This window comes from Labrys neptuniae (genome assembly GCF_040797145.1).
Lineage (GTDB): Bacteria > Pseudomonadota > Alphaproteobacteria > Rhizobiales > Labraceae > Labrys > Labrys neptuniae.
In genome coordinates this window covers 182,457-209,226 of sequence record NZ_JBFNQD010000005.1, presented here as the reverse complement: position 1 = coordinate 209,226, position 26,770 = coordinate 182,457, and the positions used below count along the sequence as shown (strand labels likewise).

Sequence of the window (26,770 nt, the reverse complement as noted above, 5' to 3'; positions counted from 1 at the left end):
TCCTGGGATCGTCAGGCGGCCAGCGCCGCGGGTTTCCTGGTCAGCATCGGCATGACGTCCGATGCGAGTTCATCGAGGACTTCGGCAGGCGGGCGGGCCGACTGCCGCAGATTGATGGCGACGTGATCGACACCCGCCGCCGCCAAGGCGCGGAAATGCGCGACAAGGCCCTTGCGGCCGACACGGGCGCCGAAGCGGATCGGCGTCGCCGGTGCGTCGGCCTGGTCGAGCAGATCGAGGTGGAAAGCGCTGATGAAAGCGCCGTGCCCGGCCGTCGCATCGGTCCAGCCGCGCGCCTGCCGGGCGGTCTTGTCGAGGCTGCCCGGATAGACGAAGCGACCGTCCATATGGGCGGCGAGCCAGGCGTCGTCCTGCCGGGCCTGGCCGGCCACCACCAGGGGAATCGTCGGCTGCACCGGCCTCGGCAGCAGGTCCAGCGCCGGCGTACGCTCGCCATTCACCGGCAGGCCGCCGGGCTGCCAGGCCGCCCGCAGATAGGTGACCGCCTCCCGGAAGGCTTCGCCGCGGGCCTCGAAATCAAGGCCGAGCAGTGGATATTCGACCGGCCGGTCGCCCGAGGCCACGCCGAGGATCAGGCGGCCGCCGGAGAGGGCGTCCACCGAGGCCGCCGCCTTGGCCGTCATCAGGGGATGGCGGATCGGCAGGACGACCGCGGCGGTACCGAGGGCCACCCTGCGGGTCACGCCGGCGAGAAAACCGAGCAGGGTGAAGACATCGTAGACCGAGCCGGCATCGCCCATGTTCACCTGGTCGAAGACAGGCACGTCGCGCATCCAGATCGCCGAGAAACCGAGGTCGTCGGCCCTGCGGACAAGATCGGTCTGCGCGCTGAGATCGGGAACGCCGCGCGGGCGCCCTTGCGCCGCTCGCCGGGCCTCGCCGGCGGGCGACCAGTCATTGTCGAGCGGCAATTCGATGCCGAGGGTCATGTGATCCGGCTTGCGGATCAGTTCCAATGCGGAATTCTTTTTCATGAATGGTTAGATATGTGTTTGGATCCGGCTTGATAATCGCCTCACTTTCCACATTATCTGTGAAGTCAGTTCACAGATTGGGCGTCGCATGGACAATCGCGTCGGCGAAATGCAGGTCTTCCTGCGCGTGGTGGAGAGCGGGAGCTTCTCCGAGGCTGCCCGGTTGCTGTTGATGACGCCCTCAACGGTCAGCAAGCTGATCGGTCGCATCGAGGAGCGCCTGGGCGTGCGCCTGCTCGAGCGCTCCACGCGCCGGCTGTCGCTGACGGCCGAGGGCCAGATCTTCTATGAGAAGAGCCTCGCCTTGCTGGCGGAACTGGACGAGATCGAGCGCGGCCTGTCCCAGGGCGCGGCCAGTGCCGGCGGCACCGTCCGGGTCAACGCCTCGGTCGCTTTCGGCGTGCTGGGCCTGGAGCCCTTGCTGCCGGCGTTCTGGGAGGCTCATCCCAACATCGTCGTCGATGTCTCCCTCTCCGACGAGATCGTCGACCTCTATCTCGACCGTACCGATGTCGCCTTCCGGGTGGGCGCGCTGCAGGATTCCGCCATGATCGCACGCCGCATCGGCGTGGCCAGGCGCAAGATCGTCGCTGCTCCGCGCTATATCGAGCGCCGGGGGGAGCCAAGGACCGTGGAGGACCTCGCCGGGCACAATTGCCTCGGCTTCAATTTCCGGCGGGCCGCGCCGGTCTGGCCGCTGAGGGAAGGGGGACGCATCGTCGATCGCGTCGTCGGCGGGCCTCTGCTTGCCAATAATGGCGAGACCGTCCGGCGGATGGCGGTGGCGGGAGCCGGGTTGGCGCGGCTCGGCGAATACCATGTCCGGGCCGATATCGCAGCGGGCCGCCTGGTCGAGGTGCTGTCGGAGGCGGTCGAGGGGGACGAGGAACAGATCCATGCCCTCTATCTGGGCGGCCCGCATCTGCCCTATCGCGTCAGGGCCTTCCTCGATTTCGTCTGTCCTCGCCTGACGGCTTTCATCATGGGCAGACAGACGGCCGTGGCATGACGAAGAGGCGGCTGGGGATGCGCAAATACCCTTGATCGCCAGGCGCGGGATGAAGCTTCATCTCGGCGGGGGCTAAAGGCGCGTTACCCGACCAAGCCGAATGTAGCGATCCACGAGGGTCTTTTCGGCAGAAAAAGGGTGCCACTCCCACCCCTGATGGGTAAAGCCGACGAGAATGATGGGAAGGTGGGCGAAACGCTGGAGAACATAGTGGAGCGCCAGCATTCCGCTGCTTGGCACCACATAGGGCGGAGCCGCAAGATCAGCGAGGTCACGATCGACTTCGTCGTGGAGCTTGCGATCGAAAACCAGAAAGTCCTTGCCGACGACAGCGCAATAGGTGGCGAATCTCGACGTGTGATCATCGCAAAAATCGGTGAGGTCGGGCCACATATCGATGATGGCCGCCCTCAGATCCAGAAACTTGGCTGGGTTGCGTACGCACCATAGTTCGCCGGCTTCGCGGATCGCCGAATGAGATCGCCACTTGGTGGAGGTCGCCATCGCATAGCCAGGCCGACCCGTGTTGCAGATGGCCACGGCATGCGTAGGGCCCGGCAGGTCGGCATAGGACCGGCAGTCGTTGAAGCGGACAACGAAGCTGGCCTGATCGGCAAGGGACACTGCGTCAGGAGAGATGGGACCGTTGCCAACCAGCAGGATCATGCAGCAGCCAATCGAGACTGGAGAGTCCAACGGTCGGGAACACGACAATGCAAATTCACAGCTTCCCGAAATTACGCATTTGAGGGAGCTTTTAGCATGGGCATGGACCTATGGAACAGTGGGTTGCCGTTTGGCACGATGGGCCTTCTGCGGGACGATCGGGGCTGTCGCCAAGTGGATTTCGGCCTTGGCCACGTCGGTCCAGCCTGGCTGCCTGGATGCGAAACCTCCTTGCTGCTGCAATGCGCTGGCGTGCCGGCAGCCCGGACGACGGAGCGCTGATGACCGGCTGTGATCAAATCTGATCAAGACTCCTCGTTCAATCCGATGAATTTTCTCGCACATTTCGCGACGGAACGGAGACGCCATTGCGTCGCCGGTGAAGACGGAATGGAAACCATGAGCGAGCATATGGTCATAATCGGTGCGGGCGAGGCCGGGAGCAGGGCTGCCTTTGCATTGCGCGAGCTTGGCTTTGCGGGCTCGGTGACACTCATCGGCGAGGAGACGCATCTTCCCTATGAACGGCCGCCCTTGTCCAAGGATGCGCTGACCACCGAGGATGCGCCCGGTCCGAAGACCATCGCCACCGCCGCTCGCTTCGAGGCTTCTGCAATCACATGCCTGACCGGTATCAAGGTGCACGGCATCGACCGCGTGGCAAAGCAGGCGCATCTGTCCGATGGCCGGACGCTTGCCTATCACAGGCTCCTGCTCGCTACAGGTGCGAGTGCGCGGCGCATAATCCTTCCCGGGGACGGCGACGACCGCCACTGCGTAACATTGCGTCGTTTCGAGGACGTGGCGCGCCTGCGCGGCCATTTTCGTCCTGGCGCCAGGATCGCCATCATCGGCGGCGGTTTCATCGGGCTGGAGGTTGCAGCCAGTGCAATCCAGCGCGGCGCGGGCGTAACGCTGATCGAGGTCCAGCAACGCATCCTGAGCCGGGGCGTGCCCGAAGAGATCGCCCGTATGGTGGAGGCCCGCCATCTGGCGTCCGGCGTCGAACTGGTGTGCGGGATCTCCATCCTGTCCTTGCAGGACAGGGGAGGGCAGGCCGTGCTGCGCTTGGCGAACGGACGGGAGATCGCCGCCGATCTCGTGGTGGCCGGTGTCGGTGCGGTGCCATCGACGGAGCTTGCCGAGGCAGCCGGGCTGGCGATCGAAAACGGGATAGCCGTCGATGCCCAGCTTCGCACCAGCGACCCGTCGATCTTCGCCGCCGGCGATTGTTGTTCGTTCCCCCTGCCGGTCTACGACAACAGGCGGGTGAGACTGGAATCCTGGCGCAACGCGCAGGATCACGGCGCGCTGGCGGCCCGCAACATGCTCGGCGCCAATGACATGATTTCCGCCGTGCCCTGGTTCTGGTCGGATCAATACGATCTCAGCCTCCAGGTTGCCGGATTGGTCGATCAGGGATGCTCGATTGTGCGGCGAGACCTCGGACCGCATGCCGTTCTGCAGTTTCATCTGGATGGCACGGGCCGCCTGGTCGCGGCGAGCGGCATCGGGCCGGGCAATGCGGTGGCCCGCGATATCCGCCTGGCGGAGATGTTGATCGCCAGGCGTACCAGGCCCTCGGCGGCCGCCTTGTCCGCGCCGAACGTCAATCTCAAGAGCTTGCTTGCGGCGTGAACACACCGGGCAGCCTGCCGGGCCGAGGCGGTGACTTGCGAGCGGGCAGGTCGCCAGCGCTTGATCAATTCTGATCAAGTAATCCGGCGACGGACTCCGGCACGCCGGCTATCATCGATGCAAGAAAAAGGGAGAAAAGGCGATGGACCGTCGGCCGTCGGTTTATGATCTGCGGAGCCAGAAAGGCTTGCGAAAGTGGCTCCAGCTGCATGTCGATACCCCGGCCGAGGCTGCCGCCGCGCAGGCCGCTGGCATCGTGATCCTCTCCTGCGAGCCCGATCATCAGCTCGAAGCCCTGCGCAAGGCCGCGCCTGGTGCCTTCCTGTCGGCGGGGATGCCGCATGGCTCTGTCTCGTCGCCCCAGGAAGCCATCCGGCTCGGCTTCGAGATCCTTCGCCGCGGCGCCGATTCCATCTATTGTTCGCATTCTCCGTTTTTCATCGAAGCCATGGCGCGCGAAGGCATCCCGGTCACCGGCCATGTCGGCCTCGTGCCAAATCGAGCGACCTGGACGAATTTTCGCGCCATCGGAAAGAAGGCCGAAGAGGCGGTCCAGGTGATGCGCGCCGTCAAGGATATCGAGAATGCAGGAGCGGCTTTCATCGAGGTCGAAGTGGTCCCCGTGCGCCTCGCCGACTTCATCACGCGCTCGACCCCGATGATCACGATGGGCATGGGATGCGGATCGACCTGCGACACGCAATATCTGTTTTCATCCGATGTGCTGGGGACGAATAGAGGGCATTACCCCCGTCACGCCAAGAAATATGCCGATTTCGCTGTCCTCGAGGCGGAGCTGCAGCAAAAGCGCGTGACCGCGTTCCAGGCCTTCGCAGCTGATGTCGAGAATGGCGCCTATCCGCAGGCCGTGCACCAGGTCGACATGGACGACGACGCCTTCGAACGTTTCCTGACCCTTTCCAACAAGCTCTGAAAGGAGGCCGTCATGGACGACCTTTCCTATGGCGCGCGCAACAAGCGCGGCGACTGGGCTCCGAACGAGCCGGCCTCAACGGCGCCCGTCTTCACATTCCCGCCGCAGCCGCTGAAGTTCCTGAAGTGGCTTCCGCACTATTTTCTTCCCTACAACGTCCTGTTCGCGCTCTCGGCCGTTGCCTGGTGGTATTTTGTCCTGCCGGAGCCCGAGGTGATGAAGGCCTTGGCCTGGGGCTGGGTGTTGAAGCTCTTCGCCGCCAACGCCATCGCCGTCTTCCTGTTCTTCGGCGCCTTCGAACTGAAGCTCTATATTCTGCGTTCGCAGGGCAACCGCTTCAAATATAACGGGAAATTTCCGGCCGAGCAGTGTTCGAAAGCCTTCTTCTTCGAGCGTCAGAATGTCGACAACATGCTGCGCACCTTCGGAACCGGACTGCCGATCTGGACGGGTATCGAGGTGTTCGTGCTCATGGCCTTCGCCAATGGCTGGGTGCCGTGGCTCGCCTTCGCGCAGAACCCGGTCTATCTGTTCGTGCTCGCGCTCCTGGTGCCGATCATTCACGAGACCCATTTCTTCCTGCTGCATCGGGCGATCCATTGGGGACCGCTCTACAAATGGGTGCACTCCGTCCACCACAATTCGGTGAATCCCTCGCCGTGGTCGTCCCTCTCGATGCATCCCGTCGAGCAGTTCTTCTATCTCGGCACCATGTTCTGGCACCTGATCATCCCATCCAACCCGATCATGGCGCTCTACCAGCTGCATTTCGCCGGATTTGGTGCCATTCCCGGCCATGTCGGCTTCGACAAGGTGGAACTGGGCGAGGACACCGCCGTCGATAGCCACGCCTATATCCACTACCTCCACCACAAATATTTCGAGGTGAACTATGGCGACGGGCTGATCCCCTTCGACAAGTGGTTCGGCACGTTCCACGACGGCAGCAAGGAGGGGGAGAAGCAGATGCAGGTCCGCTACGAAAAGAAGAAGGCCCGCCTCAATGCGAAGGCCGAGGCCAAGAAATCCAATGAAACCGACCGGGCAGGAGCATAGAGATGGCCGACTGGATCACTGCCTGCAAGCTGGCCGACATCGAAGCCGAGGGTGTCATTCGCTTCGACCATGGCGGCAGGACCTACGCGATCTATCGCTCGCCGAGCGACGAGGTCTTCTGCACCGACGGGCTCTGCACCCATGAGGCCATTCATCTGGCCGATGGCCTGGTCATGGACTACGAGATCGAATGTCCGAAGCATTCGGGCGCCTTCGACTATCGAACCGGCGAGGCGTTGCGCATGCCGCCCTGCGTCAATCTCAAGACATACCGGGCCGAGACGGATGGCACCGATGTGAGGGTGTGCCTGTAGGGTCGGCAGCGCCTCGCACCTTTCCGTCGAACGATGACGGGCCGGCACCTTGCGTGACCGGCCCTTTTCAATGGCGCCGTCCCTTGCCCGCCGTCGGAACCTCCGGCAGTCATCCGGGCAAGATCAAATTTGATCAAATCATGCGTTGAGCAGCCTTGGAGCCCCTCTAAACTGAACAACAGAGCGCGGCTCCACACGGAACACAAGGCGAGCCGGCTGATCCAAGGGAGGGTTCAATGAAGGCATGGCTCAAGGCCACTCTCGGCGCTTGCGCGCTGTTGATGTCGACCGCATCCGGTTTTGCCGCGGAACGGATCGTGTTCGTCGGCCACTGGTCGGAATCGGATTCGTTCTTCAACGTCATCCGGAACTCGGCCCAGCTGGCCGCGGATCAGCTCGGCGTGAAGATCGAATTTCGCAATCCGACTGGCGGTGATCTCTCCGAAATGGGGCGCCTGATCGATCAGGCGGCGGCATCGAAGCCGACGGCCATCATCGCCACGGTTCCCGACGAGAATATCGTCAACGATCCGCTTTCCAATGCCGTTGCGGCCGGCATTCCCGTGGTGATCGTGAATTCCGGCTCGGCCGAGATCGCCAAGAAGATCGGTGCGCTGCGCTATATCGGCCAGGCCGAATATGACGCGGGCAAGGCTGCCGGCGAGCAGGCCAAGGCCGCGCAGGTCAAGAGCTTCCTATGCGTGAACCATTTCTACCAGCACCCGGTCTCGCACCAGCGCTGCAAGGGCTTCGCAGACGGGCTCGGTGTGCCGCTGGGCGACCAGGAGATCGATTCCGGCACCGATCCCAACGATGTCGTCAATCGTTCGGCGGCCTTCCTCAAGGCGCATCCCGACACCCAGGCCATCCTGACACTCGGCCCGACCAGTGCCGATCCGATGATCAAATGGGTGAAGGACCAGGGCGCCGGCGACAAGTATTTCTTCGCAAGCTTCGATCTCAGCAAGGACATCGTCGCGGCCATGAAGGATGGCACGGTCAAGGTCGCCATCGACCAGCAGCCCTTCCTGCAGGGCTATGATGCGGTCACCGTGCTGACCAACTATGCACGCTATGGCGTGCTGCAGGCGAACGACGTCGCCTCGGGCCCCGGCCTGATCACCAAGGCCAATATCGACCAGGTCCTGGCGCTGGCCGGCAAGTATCGCTGACAAGCCATCGCTGACAAACCATCGCGCAAAGAGCGGGGGCGCGTGATGCCCCCGTTTGATTTCGACCTCGCTCCACGCCTGGCGCTAAAGGTTCTCGGCAGTGATCGTATAGAAGCGCACGGGTTCGGAGCTAACCTCGACCGTGATGAAGCCGATCTTCCTCAGGACCGTATCGATGGCGCGCCGGGCCTGCGTCTCTGGGGCCTGATCCAGGACGATATCCATCAAGCCCGATCGCAGCCAAAGCCGGGATTCATCCGTCAGCTCATGGCCGACCCACATCAGGGGTTGGCCGGATTTGCGCCGTTCCAGGACGGAGGCCACGCCGGCATTGGCGCCGCCCGCATTGTAGAGGCCGATGATCCCAGGATCGCGCTTCAGCGCCGTATCGAGAACCTCGGCCGATCGCTGGTCCTGGTCGAGCCCGAACAGCGTCTGCGAGAACAGCAGGCCATCTCCCGCATGCTCGGCAAGGTAGTCCGAGAAACCGCGGATGCGCTCCCGGTGCACTTCGTAGACGCCGTTGTGGCAAAGCGCGGCCAAATGCCCGGATGCGCCTCTCAGCATCTTCGCCATCAGCATGGCGGCCGTCCGGCCCGCCGCATAATTGTCGATGCCGACGAAGGCATCGTGGGACCCGTCGATCCGGGACACGATCTGGACGATGGCGACGCCCTTTTCGCGCTCCTGGGCGAGCCTGGCCCGAACCTCCGGATGGTCGGGAGCGACGATGATCAGCCCAACCCGGCGAAAGCCGGGCTCCGCAATCCGCTGGGCCACGCTGGCAGGGGCGTTTTCGTCCACGAAGGTGCGGTGAAGCAGGATGCTCGGATCGAGCGATTCCGAGATGCGGATGAAGGCCTCGTTCAGCCGGGTGAAGAAGGGCGTCTCACGACGCACCATCAGGACCTCGACACGCAGGACGCCGCTATATTTCTGCGGCAGGGCCCGCGTGCTGCCGAGCTGGCGCATGGCCTGCACGACTTTCTCGATGGTGGCGGGCGTGACATTGCCGCGTGAGTTCAGGACGCGCTCGACCGTCGCGGTTCCGACCCCCGCCTCGCGCGCAATGTCCGCCAACGTCGCTTTTTTCATCCGCGCTCCCGGCATGGTCCGTGGCCCTGCTGTTCGATGACCTTGATCAAATATGATCATAATTGTTGTCGCCTGGAAAGGTGCCCCTGCCTACTATGATCCCATGCTCGGACAGGAAGATCCTGTCGGGCAGACTGCCGCGAGCCCCGCATCCATCGTGGGATGCGAGGATCCCGGAAGTTGTTTCGGGCTGACGTTTCGTACAGCTCCAAAGCAAACTCGACTGATTACAGCCAACCGCCGCTACGACCGGCATGAATTACAAGGCTGTACTTTCGAAGGTTCAGACGGCTTGTCCGGCTGATGGATCAGGGAGGAAGGAATGAACGACCCCAAAGGGGCGGCGCCGCTCATGGCCGACGCCCGACTGCGTCGTGTCTCGCCATTTCGCAAAGCCTTGATCAGACCCGAACTCGGGGCGATCTGCGGCACGATCGCCGTGTTCGTGTTCTTTCTGATGCTCGCGCCTGCCTCCGGCATGTTCTCCCTGGAAGGGGTGATGAATTGGGGCACGGTCTCGGCTCAGTTCATGATTATCGCCGTCGGCGCCTGCCTGCTGATGATTGCGGGCGAGTTCGATCTTTCGGTCGGCTCGATGATCGGCTTTTCCGGCATCGTGATCGCCTTGCTGTCGACCTCGTTCGGTTTTCCGATGTGGCTGGCAATTCTCTCGGCTTTCGCGGTGTCGCTGGCGATCGGGGCGCTCAACGGCTTCCTGATCCTGCGCACCGGGCTGCCCTCCTTCATCGTCACCTTGGCGGCACTTTTCATCCTGCGCGGCCTGACGACCTACATCCCGATCCTGACCAATGGCTCGACCATCATCGGCGGGCTCAAGGCCGCATCTGCCGGAGATTGGCTGGCGCCGGTCTTCGGAGGCAAGATCTTGCAGGGCCTGTTCGCCTGGCTGGCCGAGCAGGGGGTGATCGGCACCTTCAAGGCGGGCCCCAAGGCCGGCCAGCCGATCGTCGACGGCATTCCCATGCTGATGGTCTGGGCGCTTGGCCTGGCGATCGTCGCCCATGTCGTTCTCACCCGCACCGTGTTCGGCAGCTGGATCTTTGCCGCCGGCGGCGATGCCAACGCTGCGCGCAATGTCGGCGTGCCCGTCGGGCGCGTGAAGGTCTGCATGTTCATGCTCACGGCCTTCTGCGCCACGGTGCTGGCGACCTGCCAGGTCCTCGAATTCGGGTCCGCGGCTGCCGATCGCGGGCTTCTCAAGGAGTTCGAGGCCATCATCGCGGCGGTGATCGGCGGCACGCTGCTGACGGGGGGCTATGGCACCGTGGCCGGTGCGGCCCTGGGTGCCGTCATCTTCGGTGTCGTCCAGCAGGGGCTCTTCTTTGCTGGCGTCGAAAGCTCCCTGTTCCGGGTTTTCCTGGGGCTCATCCTGTTGGTGGCTGTCGTCCTCAACACCTATATCCGCCGCATCATCACCGGGGAGCGCTGACCATGGCGAAGACGATCCTCGAACTGAAGAACATCGAGAAGCATTTCGGCATGGTGATCGCGCTGGCCGGTGTCAGCATCGCCATCAACGAGGGTGAGGTGCACTGCCTGCTCGGCGACAACGGCGCGGGCAAGTCGACACTGATCAAGACGATGTCCGGCGTGCATCGGCCGACAAGGGGTGAGCTGCTGCTCGATGGCAAGTCCGTCGCATTCGCCGGTGCCCGCGATGCCATCGATGGGGGTATTGCGACCGTCTTCCAGGACCTGGCGATGATCCCCCTGATGTCCGTGACCCGCAATTTCTTCCTGGGCCGGGAACCCAGGAAGAGGTTCGGCCCGTTTCGCTTCTATGATTTCGAGATGGCCAATCGCGTCACCATGGAGGAAATGACGCGGATGGGCATTCGTCTGCGCGAGCCGGGGCAGGCGGTCGGGACGCTCTCGGGAGGCGAACGGCAATCGGTTGCGATCGCCAGGGCGGTCTATTTCGGTGCCCGTGTCCTGATCCTGGACGAGCCCACCTCCGCATTGGGCGTAAGGCAGACCGCGAACGTCCTGGCGACCATCGACAGGGTGCGGTCCAAGGGGGTGGGCGTGGTGTTCATCACCCATAATGTCCGCCATGCCCTGGCGATCGGTGACCGCTTTACGGTGCTCAATCACGGCAAGACCTTGGGTACCGCCCTTCGCGGCGAGGTCAGCCACGACGAATTGCAGAACCTGATGGCCGGGGGGCAGGAACTCGTCGAGCTCGAGAGCTCCCTGCGGGGCCGCGTCTGAGCGGGATCGATGTCGCTGCGCTTCCCTCGATCGCGCGCAAACAGTCAATTCGCGGGGCAGGACATGGAACGATCTGAGCATCCAAGAGACCTTGCCGAACTGTGCCAGCGGTTTGCAGAGATGCGCGTCGGGTTGAAACCCTGGGCGCAAACGGCCATGGACTATGCCCTCGACAATCGCCTTCAGGTCGCCTTGGGGTCGGCGCGCGACATGGCAAAGGCTTGCGGCATCCCGACCTCGGCCGTCAGCCGCTTGGTGAAACTGTTCGGATTCCGCTGCTTTGCGGATTTCCGCGACGTCTTCAAGCAGGAGATCCGCTTCCATCTCCGTCTTCGACGCCGATGTTTTGTCGAACGTTCCTGATCAGTCTCCGTCCGTCGACATCGATGGCCGCCAGGAGAATGCGTAAACAGGTACTTGGGTCGAGTTTTGGTGCCGGTGATGGCGTGCCCGCGCTTCGTTGCCGCTGCTCAGACCGCTCGACCTCCGCCGTCTAGGCCCGTGTTTCTGCTGCGAGGGGAAAGTCTCTCGGGCCTCGCCAGCGCAGCGCCTCGATAAAAAGGGTAAAAGCAGCCGAGTGTTGCCGCCGGCTCGGATAATAAAGGTGATAGCCGGGAAAGGGAGGACACCAGTCTTCGAGGACCCGGACAAGTTGTCCGGCACAGATGGGGTCTTTCACCATGTCATCCGGCAGGCAGGCAAGCCCAAGCCCATTCGATGCTGCGTTGATGATCAACAGAACGTCGTTACAGGTGAATTGCCCCTCCACCCTGACATTGAGCGGCCTGCCATTCTTTTCGAATTCCCAGGCATAGAGCCCGCCTTTGGTGGGCAAGCGCAGGTTGATGCAGTTGTGGCCGGTCAGGTCATGGGGTGTTTTGGGTTTGGGGTGCACTTCAAAATAACCCGGCGACCCCACGACCGCCATCCGCAAGTCCGGCGAGATCCGCACGGCAATCATGTCCTTCTCGACCTGCTCGCCCAGGCGGATGCCGGCATCGAAACCGTCCCCGACAATGTCCGTCAGCCTTTGGTCGATTGAAATCTCGATGTTGAGGTCGGGGTAATCCGCCATCAGCTTGCGCGCCGCAGGCATCAGGATGGCATCGGAGGCACTTCGACTCGAGGTGATGCGGATCGTGCCGGCCGGCTTCTCACGCAATTCGTCCAAGGCGGCCAAGCTGCCGCGAATATCGTCGAAGGCGGGAGCCAGTGCGGCATATAGCTTGGCCCCGGCCTCGGTCATCGAAATATTCCGGGTGGTTCGACTGAGGAGGCGCAGCCCCAGCCGTTCCTCCAAGCGCCGAACGGTATGGCTCAGCGCAGACTGGGACGTGCCCAATTGTGCAGCCGCGCGAGTGAAACTGCCTTCCTCGGCGACGGTCAGGAAAGCGGCAAGATCGCCGTATTCGCTGCGATGCATTCATGAAAATCCGATATAGACCTATGCACAATTTTGCATCTAACGGAGGCAATGCACCAGTCCTATTCTTGGAGAAACGGGAACGTGCTTCCACCTGCCGGCGGCCGAGCGGGCTCTTGCCATCGCGGCGGCCGAGCGCGGGCCAATGGCGCGTTCCCTTTCGAAAAGGAGAAAAGACATGCAAAAGCGGATGCTTGGCAAAAGCGGCCTTGAGGTTTCGGCTCTCGGCTATGGCTGCATGGGGTTGGATTTCGGCTACGCCCACAAGCTCGGCAAGCAGGAGGGCATCACCTTGATCCGCCAGGCGGTGGATCGCGGCGTCACCTTCTTCGACACGGCGGAGGTTTACGGACCATTCACAAACGAGGAAATGGTCGGCGAAGCGCTGCGTGCGGTTCGCGACCAGGTCGTGATCGCCACGAAGTTCGGCTTCAACATCGTCGATGGCAAGCAGTCGGGGCTGAACAGCAGGCCCGACCACATCAAGGCGGTCGCCGATGCATCCCTCAAGCGACTTGGCGTCGAGCAGATCGACCTCTTCTACCAGCATCGCGTCGATCCGGGCGTGCCGATCGAAGACGTGGCGGGCGCGGTGAAGGAACTGATCGCAGCCGGCAAGGTGAAGCACTTCGGACTGTCGGAACCGGGTGCGCAGACGGCTCGTCGCGCCCATGCGGTTCAGCCTGTGAGCGCCTTGCAGAACGAATATTCCCTCTGGACGCGGGGCGTCGAAACGAACGGCATCCTGGAGATCTGCCAGGAGTTGGGGATTGGCCTCGTGCCCTATAGCCCGCTCGGCAAGGGCTTCCTGACGGGGGCGATGGATAAGGACACCAAGCTCGCTGATGGCGATTTTCGCAGTATTTTGCCGCGCTTCACGCCCGATGCGATGGCAAAGAACCAAGCTTTGGTGGATCTTCTGAAACGGATCGCAGCCGACAAGAACGCTACGCCCGCGCAGGTTGCGCTTTCGTGGCTGCTGGCACAAAGGCCCTGGATCGTGCCGATCCCCGGCACCACCAAGCTCAATCGTCTCGAAGAGAATCTCGGTGCTGTCGATGTCGATCTGACGGCGGCAGACCTTTCCGAAATCCAGGCTGCCGCAGCCGCAATCCGGATCGAAGGCGAGCGCTATCCCGAGCAGCTTCTCAAGACGACGGGGCTTTGAAGGGCACCCTGCACAATCGAGCGGAGAACGGTCGTCGTCATCACGGGCGCTGCGAGCGGCCTTGGGAACAAGACCGCGCTCCACCCGCCAGGGCGGGCGTCGAGGTCGGCGTAGCCGGTACTCCGCATTGGATAACAACGAGGTCCTTCCATGAAGAAGATCGCCGCATCCATCGCCATTTCAGCGCTGGCCGCGACCGGTGCCGAGGCCCAGGAACCTCGTCGTGAGCGTGTTGCACCTGCAGCCGTTTACGAGGTCGCCCCGGGCCTCGGTCATTTCACGGACGACGTGTTGTTCGGCGAGGTCTGGAAACGTGGCGAACTGCCCCCGCGTGATCGTAGCCTGATTACGGTCGCGGCCCTGGTTTCGACTGGGAAGGCGGCGCAGATCGGTAGCCATGTCGCTCGCGCGCTGGACAATGGCGTGAAGCCGGAGGAGATCGGCGAACTCATCACCCAGCTCGCCTTCTATTCCGGCTGGCCGAATGCGATATCGGCCGTCGGCGAGGCAAAGGAGGTTTTCGACGCGCGCGGGATCGGCGCTGTCGCCAACAGCCACGCCGCACGGATTGAGCTCGATGCAGCGGCGGAAGCGGCTCGTGTCGGCACGGTGAACAGCGCGGTGGGACCGACCTCTCCAATCTTGGCTGAGTTGACCAACCGCGTCCTGTTCGGCGATCTGTGGCGGCGGCCCGATCTATCGCCGCGCGATCGCAGCCTCGTCACCATTGCCGCGCTCATCGCCGTCGGGCAACCCGAACAGCTTCCCTTCCACGCCAATCGCGCCATGGACAATGGCCTGACACAGGCGGAAACCGCCGAGATACCTGCGCATCTCGGTTTCTACGCTGGCTGGCCTCGCGCCATGTCTGCCATTCCCGTGCTGGAAAAGGTGTTTGCCTCTCGCCGGGAAGAGCAGCGCTGAGAGGCAGGGAAGGGCCGGCCGATCATGTTGCCGGACAGGTGCAAGCCGGGTCTCACCGAGGCTGCGGGCCCGCGAGACCCGCACTGGCTTCCTTGATATTGCCGCCGTCTCTCTTGGCACCGGTTTTGTGGATGCGTGCGTCCCGAATAAGGGCCTTGTCGCCCGGGTCCTGAGCCCGTTGCCCGGAAGCGACCAACGCATTCCGCCCTCTCTGCGGGAGGCTAGGGCAGGGCGGCACCGGCATGCCGCAAAAATAATCCGCATTGCTTGTTGACAATCTGTATTTTTTGCAATGATCATTGCAAAAAATCAGGGAGGATTTCCGTGCTCAGGATTGCCGTATTGGGATGCGGGCGTATCGGACGGATGCATGCTGCCAACATCGGGGCTCATCCCCGGACCCGGCTCGCCGGTGTCTTCGACGTTTCGAGAGAAGCTGCCGCCGAGGTCGGAGCCCGAGAGGCGACGCCCGTCTTCGCGACCGATGAGGAGGTCTTCGCCTCCAGGGAAGTCGACGCCGTGCTCATCGCCAGTTCCACCAGCACGCATGCCGACTATATCGAAAAGGCCGTGGCGGCCGGCAAGCCGGTGTTGTGTGAGAAGCCGATCGACCTGAGCCTGGAAAGGGTCGATCGCTGTGCCAGCACGATCGGCAAGACGTCCCTGCCCATCATGCTCGGCTTCGTCAGGCGTTTCGACCCCACGCACAGGGCGACCAAGGCTGCCATCGCGAATGGCGATATCGGTGACGTACACCAGATCGTCATCACCTCCCGCGACCCGGGAATGGCGCCGGCCGCCTATATGGAGGTGTCGGGCGGTATTTTCCGCGACATGACGATCCACGATTTCGACATGGCCCGCTTCCTGCTGGGCGAGGAACCGCAAACGGTGAGCGCGGTCGGAAGCCGGCTGGTCAATCCGGCTCTGATGGCCCGCTGCGAGGACTGGGATACCGTCTCGGTGGTTCTGACCACGCCGTCGGGGAAGCAGTGCGTGATCTTGAATTCGAGGCAGGCCGTCTATGGCTATGACCAGCGTGTCGAGGTCTTCGGCAACAAGGGCATGGCCATTTCGGAAAACCGGAGAGCACATGATTCCGTACGCTTCGCCGCGGAATTCACCGCCCGCGGAGCACCCTATCTCGACTTCTTCATCGAACGCTATGGGGAAGCCTTCAACGCCGAGATCGGCGCCTTCGTCGACGCGGTCGAAAACGCCACGGCGCCGGAAGTCGGGTTTGCAGATGGCCGTGCGGCCCTGGTCCTGGCCGAAGCGGCCGGCCGGTCGATCCGCGAGGGACGGCCGGTGAACACCAGCGAGGTCGGGTGAGCATGTATCAGGATTTCGGCCTTTTCATCGACGGCCAATGGCGCCAGGCCTCCGACAAGGGCAGCTCTGCGGTCATCAGCCCCGTCCACGAGCGCGCGTTGGGCGAAGTCCCGCTGGCGACCCTCGCCGATACGGAAGAGGCCCTGGACAGCGCCGCCAAGGGTTTTGCGCTGTGGCGATCGAAGACGGCGTTCGAGCGCGCAGATGCCTTGCATCGGATCGCCGATGAGATGCTCCGCCGCAAGGACGATGCCGTTCGCATGATCTCGAGCGAAACCGGAAAGCCCCTTGTGCAGGCCGAGCGTGAATGGGGCCTCGCCACCGACCAGTTCCGCTGGTACGCCGAAGAGGCGCGCCGCATCTATGGCCGCATCATCGAGAGTCGGGTCCCTGGTGGACGCTTCGAGGTTCTGCACGAGCCTGTCGGCATCGCTGCCGCCTTCACGGCCTGGAACTTCCCGGCGGCCCTGGTCGCGCGCAAGGCCGCACCGGCACTTGCCGCTGGCTGTTCGATCATCGTCAGGCCTTCCAGCCAGACGCCGGGGACGGCCATGCTCATGGTCGACTGCACCCGGGCGGCGGGTATCCCCGCCGGCGTGGTGAGCCTCGTCGTCGGCCCGACCGCCACGACCTATGGTCCGATCATGGCCTCCTCGGCGGTGCGCAAGGTCTCGCTGACGGGCTCGACGCGCGTCGGGCAGCAGATGATCAGGGATGCCGCCGAAACGGTGAAGAAGGTCTCGATGGAGCTCGGCGGCAACGCACCCCTGATCATCTATGAGGATGCCGACCTCGAACTGGCCCTCAACACCTCGGTGCCGACCAAATACGCCAATGCCGGCCAGGTCTGCGTGACTCCCGATCGCTTCTTCGTCCATGAAAGCCTGCATGATGCCTTTGTGCAGGGCTTCGTGGCCAGGGCGAGTGCCCTCAGGCTCGGCGACGGTCTCGATGGCGAGACGCAGATGGGGCCGCTCATCAATGCAAGGCGTCGTGGCGAGATCGAGGCCATCGTCGCCGAGGCCGAGAAGGCCGGCGCCAGGCTGGTTTGCGGCGGGCGCGCGCCTCCTTCCTTCAACGCCGGCTTTTTCTTCGAGCCGACGGTGCTTACCGAGGTCGAGGACGGCATACGCGTGTTCGCCGAGGAGAATTTCGGGCCGATCGCCGCCATAGCCTCGTTTGCCACCGATGACGAGGTCATTGCGCGGGCCAATGCCAGCGACATGGGATTGTCCGCCTATGCCTTCACGCGCAGCCCTGCGCGCGCCAGGCGGACCGTCGCCGAGCTGAAGGCGGGCATGGTCGGTATCAACAGCTTCGCCCTGGCCGCTGCCGAGGCTCCCTTCGGCGGCACCCGATATTCGGGAATGGGCCGGGAGGGAGGCACTGAGGGCATTGCCGATTATCTCGATACCAAGCTGGCCCAGATCGTATTTTGAGGAGGCGGCCTTGATCAGGAACAAGCTGAAGCAGAGTTGGGCCGAGGGACGGGCCACCATCAACGGATGGCTCTCGATCGGCAACCCGTTCACTGCGGAAATCATGGCGGCGCAAGGCTATGACAGCCTTACGGTGGACGTGCAGCACGGGGCTCTCGACTATTCCATGCTGCTGCCGATGCTGCAGGCCATGCGCGCATCCGGCGTCGTGCCGATGGCGCGCGTGCCCTGGCTCGAACCCGGTATCATCATGAAGGCACTGGACGCGGGCGCCTATGGCATCATCTGCCCGATGGTGAACACTGCCGAGCAGGCGGCCGAGTTCGTCAGCTATATCCGCTATCCACCGCACGGCCAGCGCAGCTTCGGCCCGACGCGGGCCAACTTCTCGGCCGGCGCCAACTATGCGGCCGAAGCCAATGACGAGATCCTCGGTTTCGCCATGGTCGAAACCGCCCAGGCCATGGCCAATCTTGAGGCGATCGCCGCCACGCCCGGACTGGACGGTATCTATGTCGGGCCGGCCGATCTCACCTTCAGCCTGCACCAGGGGCGCCTGGCGCCGGGTTTCGACCGCGAGGAACCGGAGATGATCGAAGCGCTGCAGGCGATCGTCGCGGCATGCAAGAAATCGGGGAAAATCGCCGCTCTGCATTGCGGTACGCCCGACTATGCCACGCGCGCCATCGCCTGGGGTTTCGACATGACCACGGTGTCGGGCGATTCCAGGCTGCTCGCCGCCGCCGCGCAGGCCAGCGTCGCACGCTTTCGCGAGCTCAACGGCAAACCGCCGACGGCATCCCCGGCCGTGAAACCGGCCTATTGATCGCGAACCTGCAAAGGCCTCATACCAGGGCACATAAAGGCTGACCCCTCATTGCGAGCGAAGCGAAGCAATCCAGGGACTTGAAGGCACAAAGTCTACGGCCCTTGGATTGCTTCGCTTCGCTCGCAATGACAGAGGTGGTGAGCGAGGCTCTATGCAAGTTGGTATCAGCCATAGAGGCCGGGCATGGGCGTAGTGGATATCTCTTCCCGACGCCCGGATCCGAGCGACCGCAAGCCTGCCTCGGCCACGAGAGTGGCGGTATATCCATCCCAGGCACTCGCGCCGGTAGGCCTGCCGCTCCTGATGCTGTCGATCCATCCCTGTGCCTGCAGGCGGTAGGCATCCTGGAAGCGCGGGCGCCAGTCCAGCGGATAGCTCGCCCCCTGCGACAAGGCGTGGTTGACGAGCGCATGCACCGGCCGCTGCAGCTCGATCGTGCCCTTCTCGCACACGAGTTCGCCCCTGACGTCGTAGCCATAGGCGGCATCGTTGAAGACCTCGATGGTCGCCAGGGTGCCACCCGGCCCGTCCAGCACCAGAAAGACGGGCGCGCCGGGCGTTTGGGTGGAAACTTCGCCGGGCCGGAACACCGAAATGGCGGTCAGGTCGCCGGCGAGCATCCAACGCACGATATCGAATTCATGCACGGCCGAATTGGCAATGGCCATGCCGCCATCGAACCACGGTGGCGCTGCGACATTGCGATGAACGCAATGAAACAGCAGAGGCTTGCCGAGCCTGCCCGCCGCGAGCTGGGCCTTCATCGCGGCATAGGATGGGTCGAACCGGCGCATATAGCCGACCTGGACGAGGCGCACGCCTGCGGCCATCTCGGCATCGATCAGTTCGAGGCATTCCTGCGAGGTCGAGGCCAGGGGCTTTTCGCACAGCACCGGCTTGCGGGCCATGATGCAGGCGAGGGTCAACTCCTTGTGGGTACTGTCCGGCGAGGCGATCAGCACGGCATCGACCTGGGGATCGCCGATGAGATGAAGGGGGTCGCTGGCGACTCCGGTGGCACCCACCTCGTCGGCAATCTGCTTGGCGCGCTCGGCATTGGCATCGTAGATGCCGCGGATGCTGGCTCCCGCCACCTGCGATGCGATCGTGCGGGCATGATCGGCGCCCATCACGCCAACGCCGACGATCCCCAATTTGACGCTCATTTCTTCCTCCCGATTTTCGATAGCAGGGCGCTAGGTCAGCCAGCACGGCGTCCAGACACCGCCCTTTTCATGGGATTCCACCGCGGCCTGAATGAAGTTCACGCCGCGGGCGCCATCCTGCACGGTGGGAAATTCGAGCATGCCCGCCGGCAGTGAACGCTTGGCGGCTCTCGCCTCGATCGCCACCGCAAATTCGGTGTAGAGATTGGCCCAGGCATTGCTGAGCGCCTCGCCATGCCCGCTCGGCAGCGTGGACATTTTCCCGACACCAGGCAGCATCGCCCCTTCCTTGCCGCGGACGATTACCTCGTCCGGTTGCCCGAGGGAGCTGACCCGCAGATATTCGGGCTTCTCCTGGTCCCATTCGATGCCGCCGCGCTCGCCATAGACCCGCAAGCGCAGCGCACAATAATTGCCGGGCGCGACCTGCGTGACCAGGAGCGTGCCGGGGGCGCCGCCGGCAAGGCGGATATTGATGAAGGCCGTGTCCTCCAGGCCGCGCGCGGGGCCGCACACATGCAGATCCGCTCTCAGTTCGACGATCGGTTCGGCCGTGACATAGCTCGCCAGATGAAAGGCGTGCGTGCCGATGTCGCTGATCGCCGACGCCCTGCCGACCCTTGCCGGATCCTGGCGCCAGGGCAGCTCTCCGCCAGCCGGCTTTTCTTCCAGGCAGGACCATTCCTGGAAATACTCGACATGGACCTGGCGGACCCGCCCGATCCGGCCTGCGAGGATCATGTGCCGCGCCTGCCGTACCATGGCGTGAAACGCGAAGGCATAAGTCACGCCGAAGACCAATCCCGTATCCCTCTCGAGGGTCATCAGGGCCTTGGCTTCGTCCAGGCTCGTCGTCAGGGGCTTGTCGCAGATGACGTTGACGCCCGCCTCGAGGAAGGCACGGGCGATGTCGTAGTGGGTGTGGTTGGGCGTACAGATCGAAACTGCATCGATGCCATCAGGGCGGGCTGCTTCATGCTGCGCCATGGTGCGATAATCGTCGTAGATGCGGTCGTCGGCCAGGAACCAGTCCCGGCCCGATGCCCGGGCCGTGGCCGGATCGGCCGAGAGCGCTCCTGCGACGATGTCCCACCGGTTGGAGAGACGAGCGCCGGCGGCGTGCCAAGCGCCGACCTGGCCACCGCGCCCGCCGCCGACGAAGCCAAGCCTCAGTCGACGATCGGCCCTGGGATAGGCCTCCATCCGAGATTGCCTGGCTGTCATGGCTTCCTCTCCCTGCACCTACCGGTGCGATTTTTGCAATGATTATTGATAAAAATAATTTTAGTCAATTATCATTTCAATAGCCCTTGACGGCCGCGCCGGCTCTGCAATAATTGTTGCAATCATAATGAAAATGAAATAGAAATTGCAAAAAAGAAGCAAGCACCAGCGGCAGGACGGGGAAATTCGCAATGCGTGCCAGGCGTCACGAAAGCATCCTTGCTTGCAGCAGGATCGCCGGGCGACGGATCTTTCGATCCCAATGAAGTCGATGCTCTTCCAGCGCGGGCGGCCGCCTTTTTTCCGGTGGCATCTGCCGGCCGATGCGTCATGAATAGAGCAACAAGAAAAGAAAGAGGGAGCGAGGCATGACATTGCTGCAGCTGAAGTCAGTCTCAAAGAGCTTCGGCGCCATCAAGGCATTGACAGACGTCGAATTGACGATTGGCAGGGCCGAGATCGTCGGTTTGATGGGCGACAACGGCGCCGGCAAATCCACCTTGGTCAAACTGATCGCCGGCAACTTCCCTCCCACTTCCGGTGAAATCAAGCTCGACGACGAGGTGGTGCATTTCCACAAGCCGGTGGAGGCCCGGGCCAAGGGGATCGAGGTCGTCTATCAGGACCTTGCCCTGTGCAACAATCTCTCGGCCGCCGCCAACGTATTCCTCGGCCGCGAGATCAAGAAGGGCGTCGGTCCTTTACGCTGGCTCGATCACGGGGCGATGATCAAGAAGGCCGGTGAGCTCTTCGCCGAGCTCAAATCGGAAACCCGCCCCCGCGACCTGGTCCGACAGATGTCGGGAGGGCAGCGCCAGGCGGTGGCCATTGCACGCACGCGCCTGTCGCAGGCCAAGATCGTGTTGATGGACGAACCCACCGCCGCCATCAGCGTGCGGCAGGTTGCCGAGGTCCTGGGGCTGATCCATCGTCTGCGCGACGCCGGCATTTCGGTGGTGCTGATTTCCCATCGCATGCCCGACGTCTTCGAAGTCTGCGACCGCGTCGTCGTCATGCGGCGCGGCCATAAAGTGGCGGACAAGCCCATAGCCGCAACCTCGCCCGAAGAGGTTACGGGTCTCATCACCGGCGCAATCCAGGCAGCGTGAGGTTGCGATGACGGATGCTTCCAACCATTCCAAGCAGGCCAATGCGCCTGCGTCCGCCAATGTTTCCATCGAGTCGGTCCTGACGACGAAGGAAAAGTCACTGTGGCAGTCGCTCGTCTCCAGCCAGGCCTTCTGGGTGACGGTCGCACTGCTCGTCATCTGCATCGTGATGTCGATCCGCGAGCCGCGCTTCGCCACCGAGGACAATTTCTACAACATCACCCGCAACTTCGCCTTTATCGGCATCATGGCGCTCGGTGCCACCGCCGTGATCGTCACCGGCGGTATCGATTTGTCCGTCGGCTCGATCATGGGCCTGGTCGCAGTCGTCTGCGGATTGACGCTGGAGGCGGGTAATCCCTGGTATGCGGCCGTGCTGGCCGGCCTCGTCGCCGGCGGCATAGCCGGTGCCGTGAATGGCGGGCTCATCGCCTATGTCGGCCTGTCCCCCTTCGTGGTGACGCTCGGCATGCTCTCGGCCGCCCGCTCGGTCGCCGTCGTCCTGTCCGGCAACAAGATGCTCTACAATTTCGGTCCCGGCGGTCCCACTTTCAAGGCCATAGGCGCCGGCGCGATTTTCGGTATCGCCAATCCCGTCTGGGTGCTGCTCGTACTCACTTTCGCGCTCTTCGTGGTCATGCGCATGACGACATGGGGCCGGCATCTGATCGCCATAGGCGGCAATGAACAGGCCGCCAACCTTACAGGCGTCCCGGTCAAGCGCATCAAGCTGCAGGCCTATGTCGTTTCCGGCGTCAGCGGTGCCATCGCCGCGATCCTGAGCGTCGGCTGGGCCGGTTCGGCCATCAACTCCCTGGGCACGGGCTATGAACTGCGCGCCATCGCCTCCACGGTGATCGGCGGCGCCAATCTCATGGGCGGAGAGGGCGGTGCCTTCGGTGCGCTGATCGGCTCGGCTTTGCTCGAAGTGATCCGCAATTCCCTGCTCATGGCCGGCGTCGATTCCAACTGGCAGGGCGTTTTCGTCGGCAGCTTCCTGGTTCTTGCGGTCCTGCTCGAGCGGATCCGCGGCAAGAGACGCGAATGACCGGTCGAACCGGCATCGTGTGAACGCCCCAAGGGCGTGTCGCGGACACGTCCCGGAGGGCACAACATCCGGAGGAGACAATGCTCAAATATCTGCTGACCTCGGCGGCCCTCGCCGTTGGTCTTGCCGCGACGGCCGGTGGCGCCCATGCCGCCGACAAGCTGACCTTCGCGCTCGTCCCCAAGAACACCAACAATCCCTTCTTCGACCAGGCGCAGGCCGGCTGCAAGAAGGCGGAGAAGGAACTCAACGGCGCCATCGAATGCCTCTATGTCGGCCCGGGCGAACATGGCGGCGGCGACGAACAGGCGCAGATGGTGCAGGACCTCATCACCAAGGGCGTCGACGGCATCGCCGTCTCGGTGGCCAATGCACCGGCGATCGCCGCTGCGCTGCAGGGCGCGGCCGGGGCCAAGATTCCGGTGCTGACCTGGGACTCCGACCTGCTTCCCGACGCCAAGGGCGAGCGGGTCGCCTATGTCGGTACGCACAATTACGAGATCGGCGTGAATCTCGCCAAGATTGCCATGAAGATCAAGCCGAAGGGCGGCAAGATCTGCATCCAGTCCGGCGGTGCGGCAGCCGCCAACCACAATGAACGCATGCAGGGAATTCGCGATACCCTTGCCGGCAAGCCGAGCGCCCAGTCGCCGGGCGATCGCCTGACCGGCCAGAACGGCTGGACCGAAGTCGACGGGTGCCCGCTCTATACCGATGACGATTTCCCGAAATCGGTGCAGCAGCTCGAAGATACGCTCGGCAAATATCCCGATCTTGATGCGTTCATCCCGACGGGCGGCTTCCCCGAATTCCTGCCCGACGCCTATCGGCAGGTGGCGACCAAATATAAGAGCAAGATCGCCTCCGGCGCCCTTGCCCTGGTGGTTGCCGATACGCTGCCCGTGCAGATCGACCTTCTCAAGGAAGGCCTGGCTTCCGGCAATGTCGGCCAGCGTCCCTTCGAGATGGGCTATAAGGCGATGTATTTCCTCAAGGATATCAAGGACGGCAAGGCCCCGCCCAAGGATCCCAGCTATACCGGCCTGGACGTCTGCACACCCGAAAACGTCGCCACCTGCATCGGCGGTGGCAACTGACGGAGCTAGGTCGCTCCATACAGCCTGCAAGGCCCGTCGATCTTCCGGGCCATCCTGCGGGCAGTCCGGACATGCCGCGTGGCTAACGCTGCGCGGCATACCTGTGATAAAGCGCGATTTGCATGCGGCATTTTCCCAAGCTGCCGGTGATTGGAGAAGGACATATTCATGGGCGCCGACAGTGTCCCGCAAGACTACGAGGACCTAATTCGGGTCATCCACGACAAGTATGACGGGATGAGCAAGGCCTATCAGAATATAGCCGTTTACCTGACCCAAAATCCCAATGATGTCGCGGTGATGTCGCTCAACGCCATCGCGGACACCTGCGGCATCCATGCCTCCAGTTTCGTTCGTTTCGCCCAGATGCTGGGCTATAAAGGCTTCAAGGAGGTGCAGGCGGTCTTCCAGCGACGCCTGTCGACGGCCGCGCCCGGTTTCCAGGCCAGGATCAAAGCCCTGGAGTCGGAGCTGAGCGACCGGGAGAATGTCGGCGGCTGGGGCTTCCTGCACGATCTGGTCCTGCGCGACATCGACGCCTTGCAGGAGCTGCTGAACCTGACGACGGGAGAGACCATCGAAAAGGCCGTCGACCTGATGGAGAAGGCCGACACCATCTATCTGGTCGGCCAGCTTCGCTCGGCGCCGATCGTCGATCTCACTCGCTATATCCTGACCATGCTGGGAAAACGCACCGTTCTCCTCGATGCGAGCGGAGGCCTTTCCACCCATATCGCCGGCACCATGCGGCCCACGGATCTGCTCTTTGCCGTTTCTTTCCGGTTTTATGCGACCGAGGTCGTCAATATCGTCGAGCAGGCGGCGGCCCGAAAACTGCCGATCCTGGCGATAACGGACTCGACCCTTTCGCCCCTCGCCAAGAACGCAACCGTTCTGTTCGCAGTGCCCGAGCATCAATATACGTTTTCACGATCCCTGGCGGCTCCCATGTGTCTGGCGCAGTCCCTGACGGCGGCGCTGGCGGCACGCCTGCAGAAGGCTCCCGACCCCCGCATCCCGATCGTGACGCAACCCTAGGCGAGTGTTTGCACAGAGCAGCGGCCCACGAGGGGCCGCTTCCGGTTGCCAATACACCTCCGCGTGGGGCGATCATGCCAGGGAAAGGGCTTCATTGGGTACCGGCATCATGCCGGCTGATCCGCCCCACACCGTCTGGTCATAGTTGATGACGGCACCCGTCATCAGCCCGGCATCGTCGGAGACGATGAAGTTGACAGCCCTGGCCGCCTCGGCGGGATCGACGAGCCGGCCGAAAGGCAGTGCCGCCGCGGCCTTGGCCTCCCAGTCGGGATCGCCGGTGGAGGCCGCCTGCAGCTCGCGTTCATGATCGGACGACATCCAGCCGACATTGAGCTGGTTCACGCGGATACGGTTCTTCATCACCGAGAAGGCCGTATTGCGGGTCAGCGTCGCCAGGGCACCCTTGGAGGCGCAATAGGCGTTGATGAAAGGCTGTCCAGCATGTTCGGAAATCGAACCGATATTGCAGACAGATCCCGCAATGCCGTCGCGGATCATCAGCTTCATCGCCTCCTGCATCAGGAAGTAGGGGCCGCGGACATTGGTGGCAAAGAGCTGGTCGAACAGCTCGGGCGAGGTATCGAGGATCGTGCCGCGATCGGTGCAGGCGGCGGCGTTCACGAGGACATCCACCCGGCCATGGACGCGGTCGGCTTCGGCAATGGCGTGCCGGCACTGTCCGACATCGGCGACATCGGCCTTGACGAAGTGAACGGGAACGCCGGTCCGCGCCCTGATTTCATCGGCCACCGCCTGGCCCTTGGCGGCATTGCGGCCGAGCGTGACCAGGCCGGCGGCCCCGGCGGCGGCGAGCTCATGCGCGATCGCAGCCCCCAGCCCCTGGGTCGAACCGGTCACGACGCAGATCTTTCCATCCATGCGGTTCATGGCATCAATTCTCCACCGAATAGCCGGCTGCGGCCATCACCCGCAGCAATTCCTTGTGCCCGATCCTGGCCATCTGCAGCGGCGGGCTCTTGACGGGGTCCTGCTCCGCCTCCACGACGAACCATCCCTCATAGCCGTGGCCGGCCAGCCGCTTCACGATCGCCTCGAAATCGAGGGATCCGTCTCCGGGAACGGTAAAGGCCCCCCTCACCACCGCATCGAGAAAACTCTCTTTGGTACGGTCGAGGCTCTCGACCACCGCGGCGCGGATATCCTTGGTGTGGACATGGGAAATGCGGGCATGGTGCTTGTCGATCACCCGCAGCACGTCGCCGCCGGCGAAAGCCATGTGACCGGCATCGTAGAGCAGGGGCAAGGCGTCTCCCGAGTGCTTCATCAGGAGATCGAGTTCGGCTTCGGTCTCGATCGGCGCGGCCATGTGATGATGGTAGCTGATCGGCATGCCCTGTCCGGCGCACCATTCGGCGAAGATCGTCATCTTGCGCCCATAGGCCTTGACCTCTTCCTCGCTCAACCGCCTTTTGGTCGACAGGGGCGCCGAGCGATTGCCCTGGATGGTACCGGCGGTTTCGCCATAGACGATGCACGGCGCCCCGACCGCCTTGAAGAGGGCCATCTGTCCGGCGATGCGTTCCTTTTCCACCTCGAGATCGCCGTCGAGCAGCAGGCCCGAGAACCAGCCGCCGCAAACGCTCATGCCGTGTTTGTCCAGGACGGGCTTGAGCGCCGCGGGATCCATCGGAAAACGACGGCCCGTCTCCATTCCTGTAAAGCCCGCCTCGCGGGCCTGGCGCAGGCACTCGTCGAGCGACACGTCGTCACTGAGTTCGGGCAGGTCATCATTCCACCAGGCAATCGGTGCGATGCCAAGTCGGGCTTTCATGAGGTTCTCCAAATCTGCATCGATGGAAATCGAGGTCGATCACATCCAAAGGACAGTCCTGGGAAGC

25 protein-coding genes and 1 pseudogene are annotated in these 26,770 nt (G+C 63.2%); 18 read left to right on the top strand and 8 right to left on the bottom strand.

Annotation, left to right across the window (positions count from 1 at the left end; genetic code table 11):
• Positions 1 to 11: 11 nt before the first annotated feature.
• The gene (locus ABXS05_RS16985; RefSeq protein WP_367624750.1) at positions 12 to 995 is read right to left on the bottom strand and encodes a TIGR03571 family LLM class oxidoreductase; all 984 of its coding nucleotides are present in this window, start codon (positions 993 to 995) and stop codon (positions 12 to 14) included.
• An 88-nt stretch (positions 996 to 1,083) separates the two neighbouring features.
• Between ABXS05_RS16985 and ABXS05_RS16980 the strand changes: the two genes are divergently transcribed.
• Positions 1,084 to 2,004, top strand: coding sequence for a LysR family transcriptional regulator (locus ABXS05_RS16980; protein ID WP_311936972.1), 921 nt, complete (start codon positions 1,084 to 1,086; stop codon positions 2,002 to 2,004).
• Between the two features lie 72 nt (positions 2,005 to 2,076).
• Here the strand turns inward: ABXS05_RS16980 and ABXS05_RS16975 are convergent, their stop codons facing one another.
• On the bottom strand, positions 2,077 to 2,670 hold the full coding sequence (locus tag ABXS05_RS16975) for a Urease operon accessory protein (protein ID WP_311936970.1): 594 nt from the start codon (positions 2,668 to 2,670) through the stop codon (positions 2,077 to 2,079).
• A 390-nt stretch (positions 2,671 to 3,060) separates the two neighbouring features.
• Here ABXS05_RS16975 and ABXS05_RS16970 point away from each other — a divergent pair, with 390 nt between their 5' ends.
• The 5 genes from ABXS05_RS16970 to ABXS05_RS16950 all read left to right on the top strand — a co-directional run bounded on the left by ABXS05_RS16970 (position 3,061) and on the right by ABXS05_RS16950 (position 7,784).
• Entirely contained in the window at positions 3,061 to 4,308 is a 1,248-nt protein-coding gene (locus tag ABXS05_RS16970; protein WP_367624749.1) for an NAD(P)/FAD-dependent oxidoreductase, read from the top strand.
• Positions 4,309 to 4,495: 187 nt separating this feature from the next.
• Positions 4,496 to 5,242 carry a 3-methyl-2-oxobutanoate hydroxymethyltransferase gene (locus ABXS05_RS16965; protein WP_367624748.1) on the top strand — a complete coding sequence of 249 codons (747 nt, stop codon included), beginning with the start codon at positions 4,496 to 4,498 and terminating at the stop codon, positions 5,240 to 5,242.
• Between the two features lie 12 nt (positions 5,243 to 5,254).
• Positions 5,255 to 6,298 (top strand): sterol desaturase family protein, encoded by a 1,044-nt coding sequence (locus ABXS05_RS16960; protein WP_367624747.1) that lies wholly within the window; start codon positions 5,255 to 5,257, stop codon positions 6,296 to 6,298.
• Between the two features lie 2 nt (positions 6,299 to 6,300).
• The gene (locus tag ABXS05_RS16955) at positions 6,301 to 6,612 is read left to right on the top strand and encodes a MocE family 2Fe-2S type ferredoxin (protein WP_367624746.1); all 312 of its coding nucleotides are present in this window, start codon (positions 6,301 to 6,303) and stop codon (positions 6,610 to 6,612) included.
• A 236-nt stretch (positions 6,613 to 6,848) separates the two neighbouring features.
• Positions 6,849 to 7,784, top strand: a complete 936-nt coding sequence (locus tag ABXS05_RS16950) for a sugar ABC transporter substrate-binding protein (RefSeq protein ID WP_311936956.1) — start codon at positions 6,849 to 6,851, stop codon at positions 7,782 to 7,784.
• 84 nt (positions 7,785 to 7,868) lie between these two features.
• Here ABXS05_RS16950 and ABXS05_RS16945 read toward each other — a convergent pair whose 3' ends face one another.
• Positions 7,869 to 8,879, bottom strand: a complete 1,011-nt coding sequence (locus ABXS05_RS16945; protein ID WP_367624745.1) for a LacI family DNA-binding transcriptional regulator — start codon at positions 8,877 to 8,879, stop codon at positions 7,869 to 7,871.
• Between the two features lie 352 nt (positions 8,880 to 9,231).
• Here ABXS05_RS16945 and ABXS05_RS16940 point away from each other — a divergent pair, with 352 nt between their 5' ends.
• From ABXS05_RS16940 to ABXS05_RS16930, 3 genes are read left to right on the top strand one after another with little or no spacing between them, the layout of a single operon-like run.
• Positions 9,232 to 10,329, top strand: coding sequence for an ABC transporter permease (locus ABXS05_RS16940; protein ID WP_376717679.1), 1,098 nt, complete (start codon positions 9,232 to 9,234; stop codon positions 10,327 to 10,329).
• A gap of 2 nt (positions 10,330 to 10,331) precedes the next feature.
• Positions 10,332 to 11,111, top strand: coding sequence for an ATP-binding cassette domain-containing protein (locus ABXS05_RS16935; protein ID WP_367624744.1), 780 nt, complete (start codon positions 10,332 to 10,334; stop codon positions 11,109 to 11,111).
• A 9-nt stretch (positions 11,112 to 11,120) separates the two neighbouring features.
• Positions 11,121 to 11,474: a hypothetical protein gene (locus ABXS05_RS16930; protein WP_311936945.1), complete on the top strand. Its 354-nt coding sequence runs from the start codon at positions 11,121 to 11,123 to the stop codon at positions 11,472 to 11,474.
• A 130-nt stretch (positions 11,475 to 11,604) separates the two neighbouring features.
• Here ABXS05_RS16930 and ABXS05_RS16925 read toward each other — a convergent pair whose 3' ends face one another.
• Positions 11,605 to 12,534: a LysR family transcriptional regulator gene (locus ABXS05_RS16925; protein WP_367624743.1), complete on the bottom strand. Its 930-nt coding sequence runs from the start codon at positions 12,532 to 12,534 to the stop codon at positions 11,605 to 11,607.
• 178 nt (positions 12,535 to 12,712) lie between these two features.
• Between ABXS05_RS16925 and ABXS05_RS16920 the strand changes: the two genes are divergently transcribed.
• From ABXS05_RS16920 to ABXS05_RS16900, 5 genes and pseudogenes are all read left to right on the top strand, one after another.
• Positions 12,713 to 13,702, top strand: coding sequence for an aldo/keto reductase (locus tag ABXS05_RS16920; protein WP_367624742.1), 990 nt, complete (start codon positions 12,713 to 12,715; stop codon positions 13,700 to 13,702).
• 150 nt (positions 13,703 to 13,852) lie between these two features.
• A pseudogene (locus tag ABXS05_RS16915) lies at positions 13,853 to 14,611 on the top strand (carboxymuconolactone decarboxylase family protein); the annotation flags it as partial.
• Between the two features lie 339 nt (positions 14,612 to 14,950).
• Positions 14,951 to 15,958: an inositol 2-dehydrogenase gene (gene iolG, locus ABXS05_RS16910; protein WP_367624740.1), complete on the top strand. Its 1,008-nt coding sequence runs from the start codon at positions 14,951 to 14,953 to the stop codon at positions 15,956 to 15,958.
• A 2-nt stretch (positions 15,959 to 15,960) separates the two neighbouring features.
• Positions 15,961 to 17,397 (top strand): NAD-dependent succinate-semialdehyde dehydrogenase, encoded by a 1,437-nt coding sequence (locus ABXS05_RS16905; RefSeq protein ID WP_367624889.1) that lies wholly within the window; start codon positions 15,961 to 15,963, stop codon positions 17,395 to 17,397.
• A 10-nt stretch (positions 17,398 to 17,407) separates the two neighbouring features.
• The gene (locus tag ABXS05_RS16900) at positions 17,408 to 18,223 is read left to right on the top strand and encodes an HpcH/HpaI aldolase family protein (protein ID WP_367624739.1); all 816 of its coding nucleotides are present in this window, start codon (positions 17,408 to 17,410) and stop codon (positions 18,221 to 18,223) included.
• Positions 18,224 to 18,390: 167 nt separating this feature from the next.
• Here ABXS05_RS16900 and ABXS05_RS16895 read toward each other — a convergent pair whose 3' ends face one another.
• Both ABXS05_RS16895 and ABXS05_RS16890 read right to left on the bottom strand, forming a co-directional pair.
• Entirely contained in the window at positions 18,391 to 19,392 is a 1,002-nt protein-coding gene (locus ABXS05_RS16895) for a Gfo/Idh/MocA family protein (protein ID WP_367624738.1), read from the bottom strand.
• A gap of 30 nt (positions 19,393 to 19,422) precedes the next feature.
• Entirely contained in the window at positions 19,423 to 20,616 is a 1,194-nt protein-coding gene (locus tag ABXS05_RS16890; protein ID WP_367624737.1) for a Gfo/Idh/MocA family protein, read from the bottom strand.
• 368 nt (positions 20,617 to 20,984) lie between these two features.
• On the opposite strand from ABXS05_RS16890, the gene ABXS05_RS16885 reads away from it, so the two are divergent.
• The 4 genes from ABXS05_RS16885 (at position 20,985) to ABXS05_RS16870 (ending at position 24,908) form a co-directional block, all read left to right on the top strand.
• A complete protein-coding gene (locus ABXS05_RS16885) occupies positions 20,985 to 21,725 on the top strand; it encodes an ATP-binding cassette domain-containing protein (RefSeq protein WP_311936928.1) in 741 nt (246 codons plus the stop codon).
• A gap of 7 nt (positions 21,726 to 21,732) precedes the next feature.
• The gene (locus ABXS05_RS16880; protein ID WP_367624736.1) at positions 21,733 to 22,773 is read left to right on the top strand and encodes an ABC transporter permease; all 1,041 of its coding nucleotides are present in this window, start codon (positions 21,733 to 21,735) and stop codon (positions 22,771 to 22,773) included.
• A gap of 80 nt (positions 22,774 to 22,853) precedes the next feature.
• Positions 22,854 to 23,870 (top strand): sugar-binding protein, encoded by a 1,017-nt coding sequence (locus ABXS05_RS16875; RefSeq protein WP_367624735.1) that lies wholly within the window; start codon positions 22,854 to 22,856, stop codon positions 23,868 to 23,870.
• Between the two features lie 168 nt (positions 23,871 to 24,038).
• Complete coding sequence (locus ABXS05_RS16870; protein ID WP_322432915.1) at positions 24,039 to 24,908, top strand: MurR/RpiR family transcriptional regulator; 870 nt, start codon at positions 24,039 to 24,041, stop codon at positions 24,906 to 24,908.
• 72 nt (positions 24,909 to 24,980) lie between these two features.
• Here the strand turns inward: ABXS05_RS16870 and ABXS05_RS16865 are convergent, their stop codons facing one another.
• The gene (locus ABXS05_RS16865; RefSeq protein WP_367624734.1) at positions 24,981 to 25,799 is read right to left on the bottom strand and encodes an SDR family oxidoreductase; all 819 of its coding nucleotides are present in this window, start codon (positions 25,797 to 25,799) and stop codon (positions 24,981 to 24,983) included.
• A gap of 4 nt (positions 25,800 to 25,803) precedes the next feature.
• Positions 25,804 to 26,703 carry a myo-inosose-2 dehydratase gene (gene iolE / locus ABXS05_RS16860; protein ID WP_367624733.1) on the bottom strand — a complete coding sequence of 300 codons (900 nt, stop codon included), beginning with the start codon at positions 26,701 to 26,703 and terminating at the stop codon, positions 25,804 to 25,806.
• Positions 26,704 to 26,770: the final 67 nt, after the last annotated feature.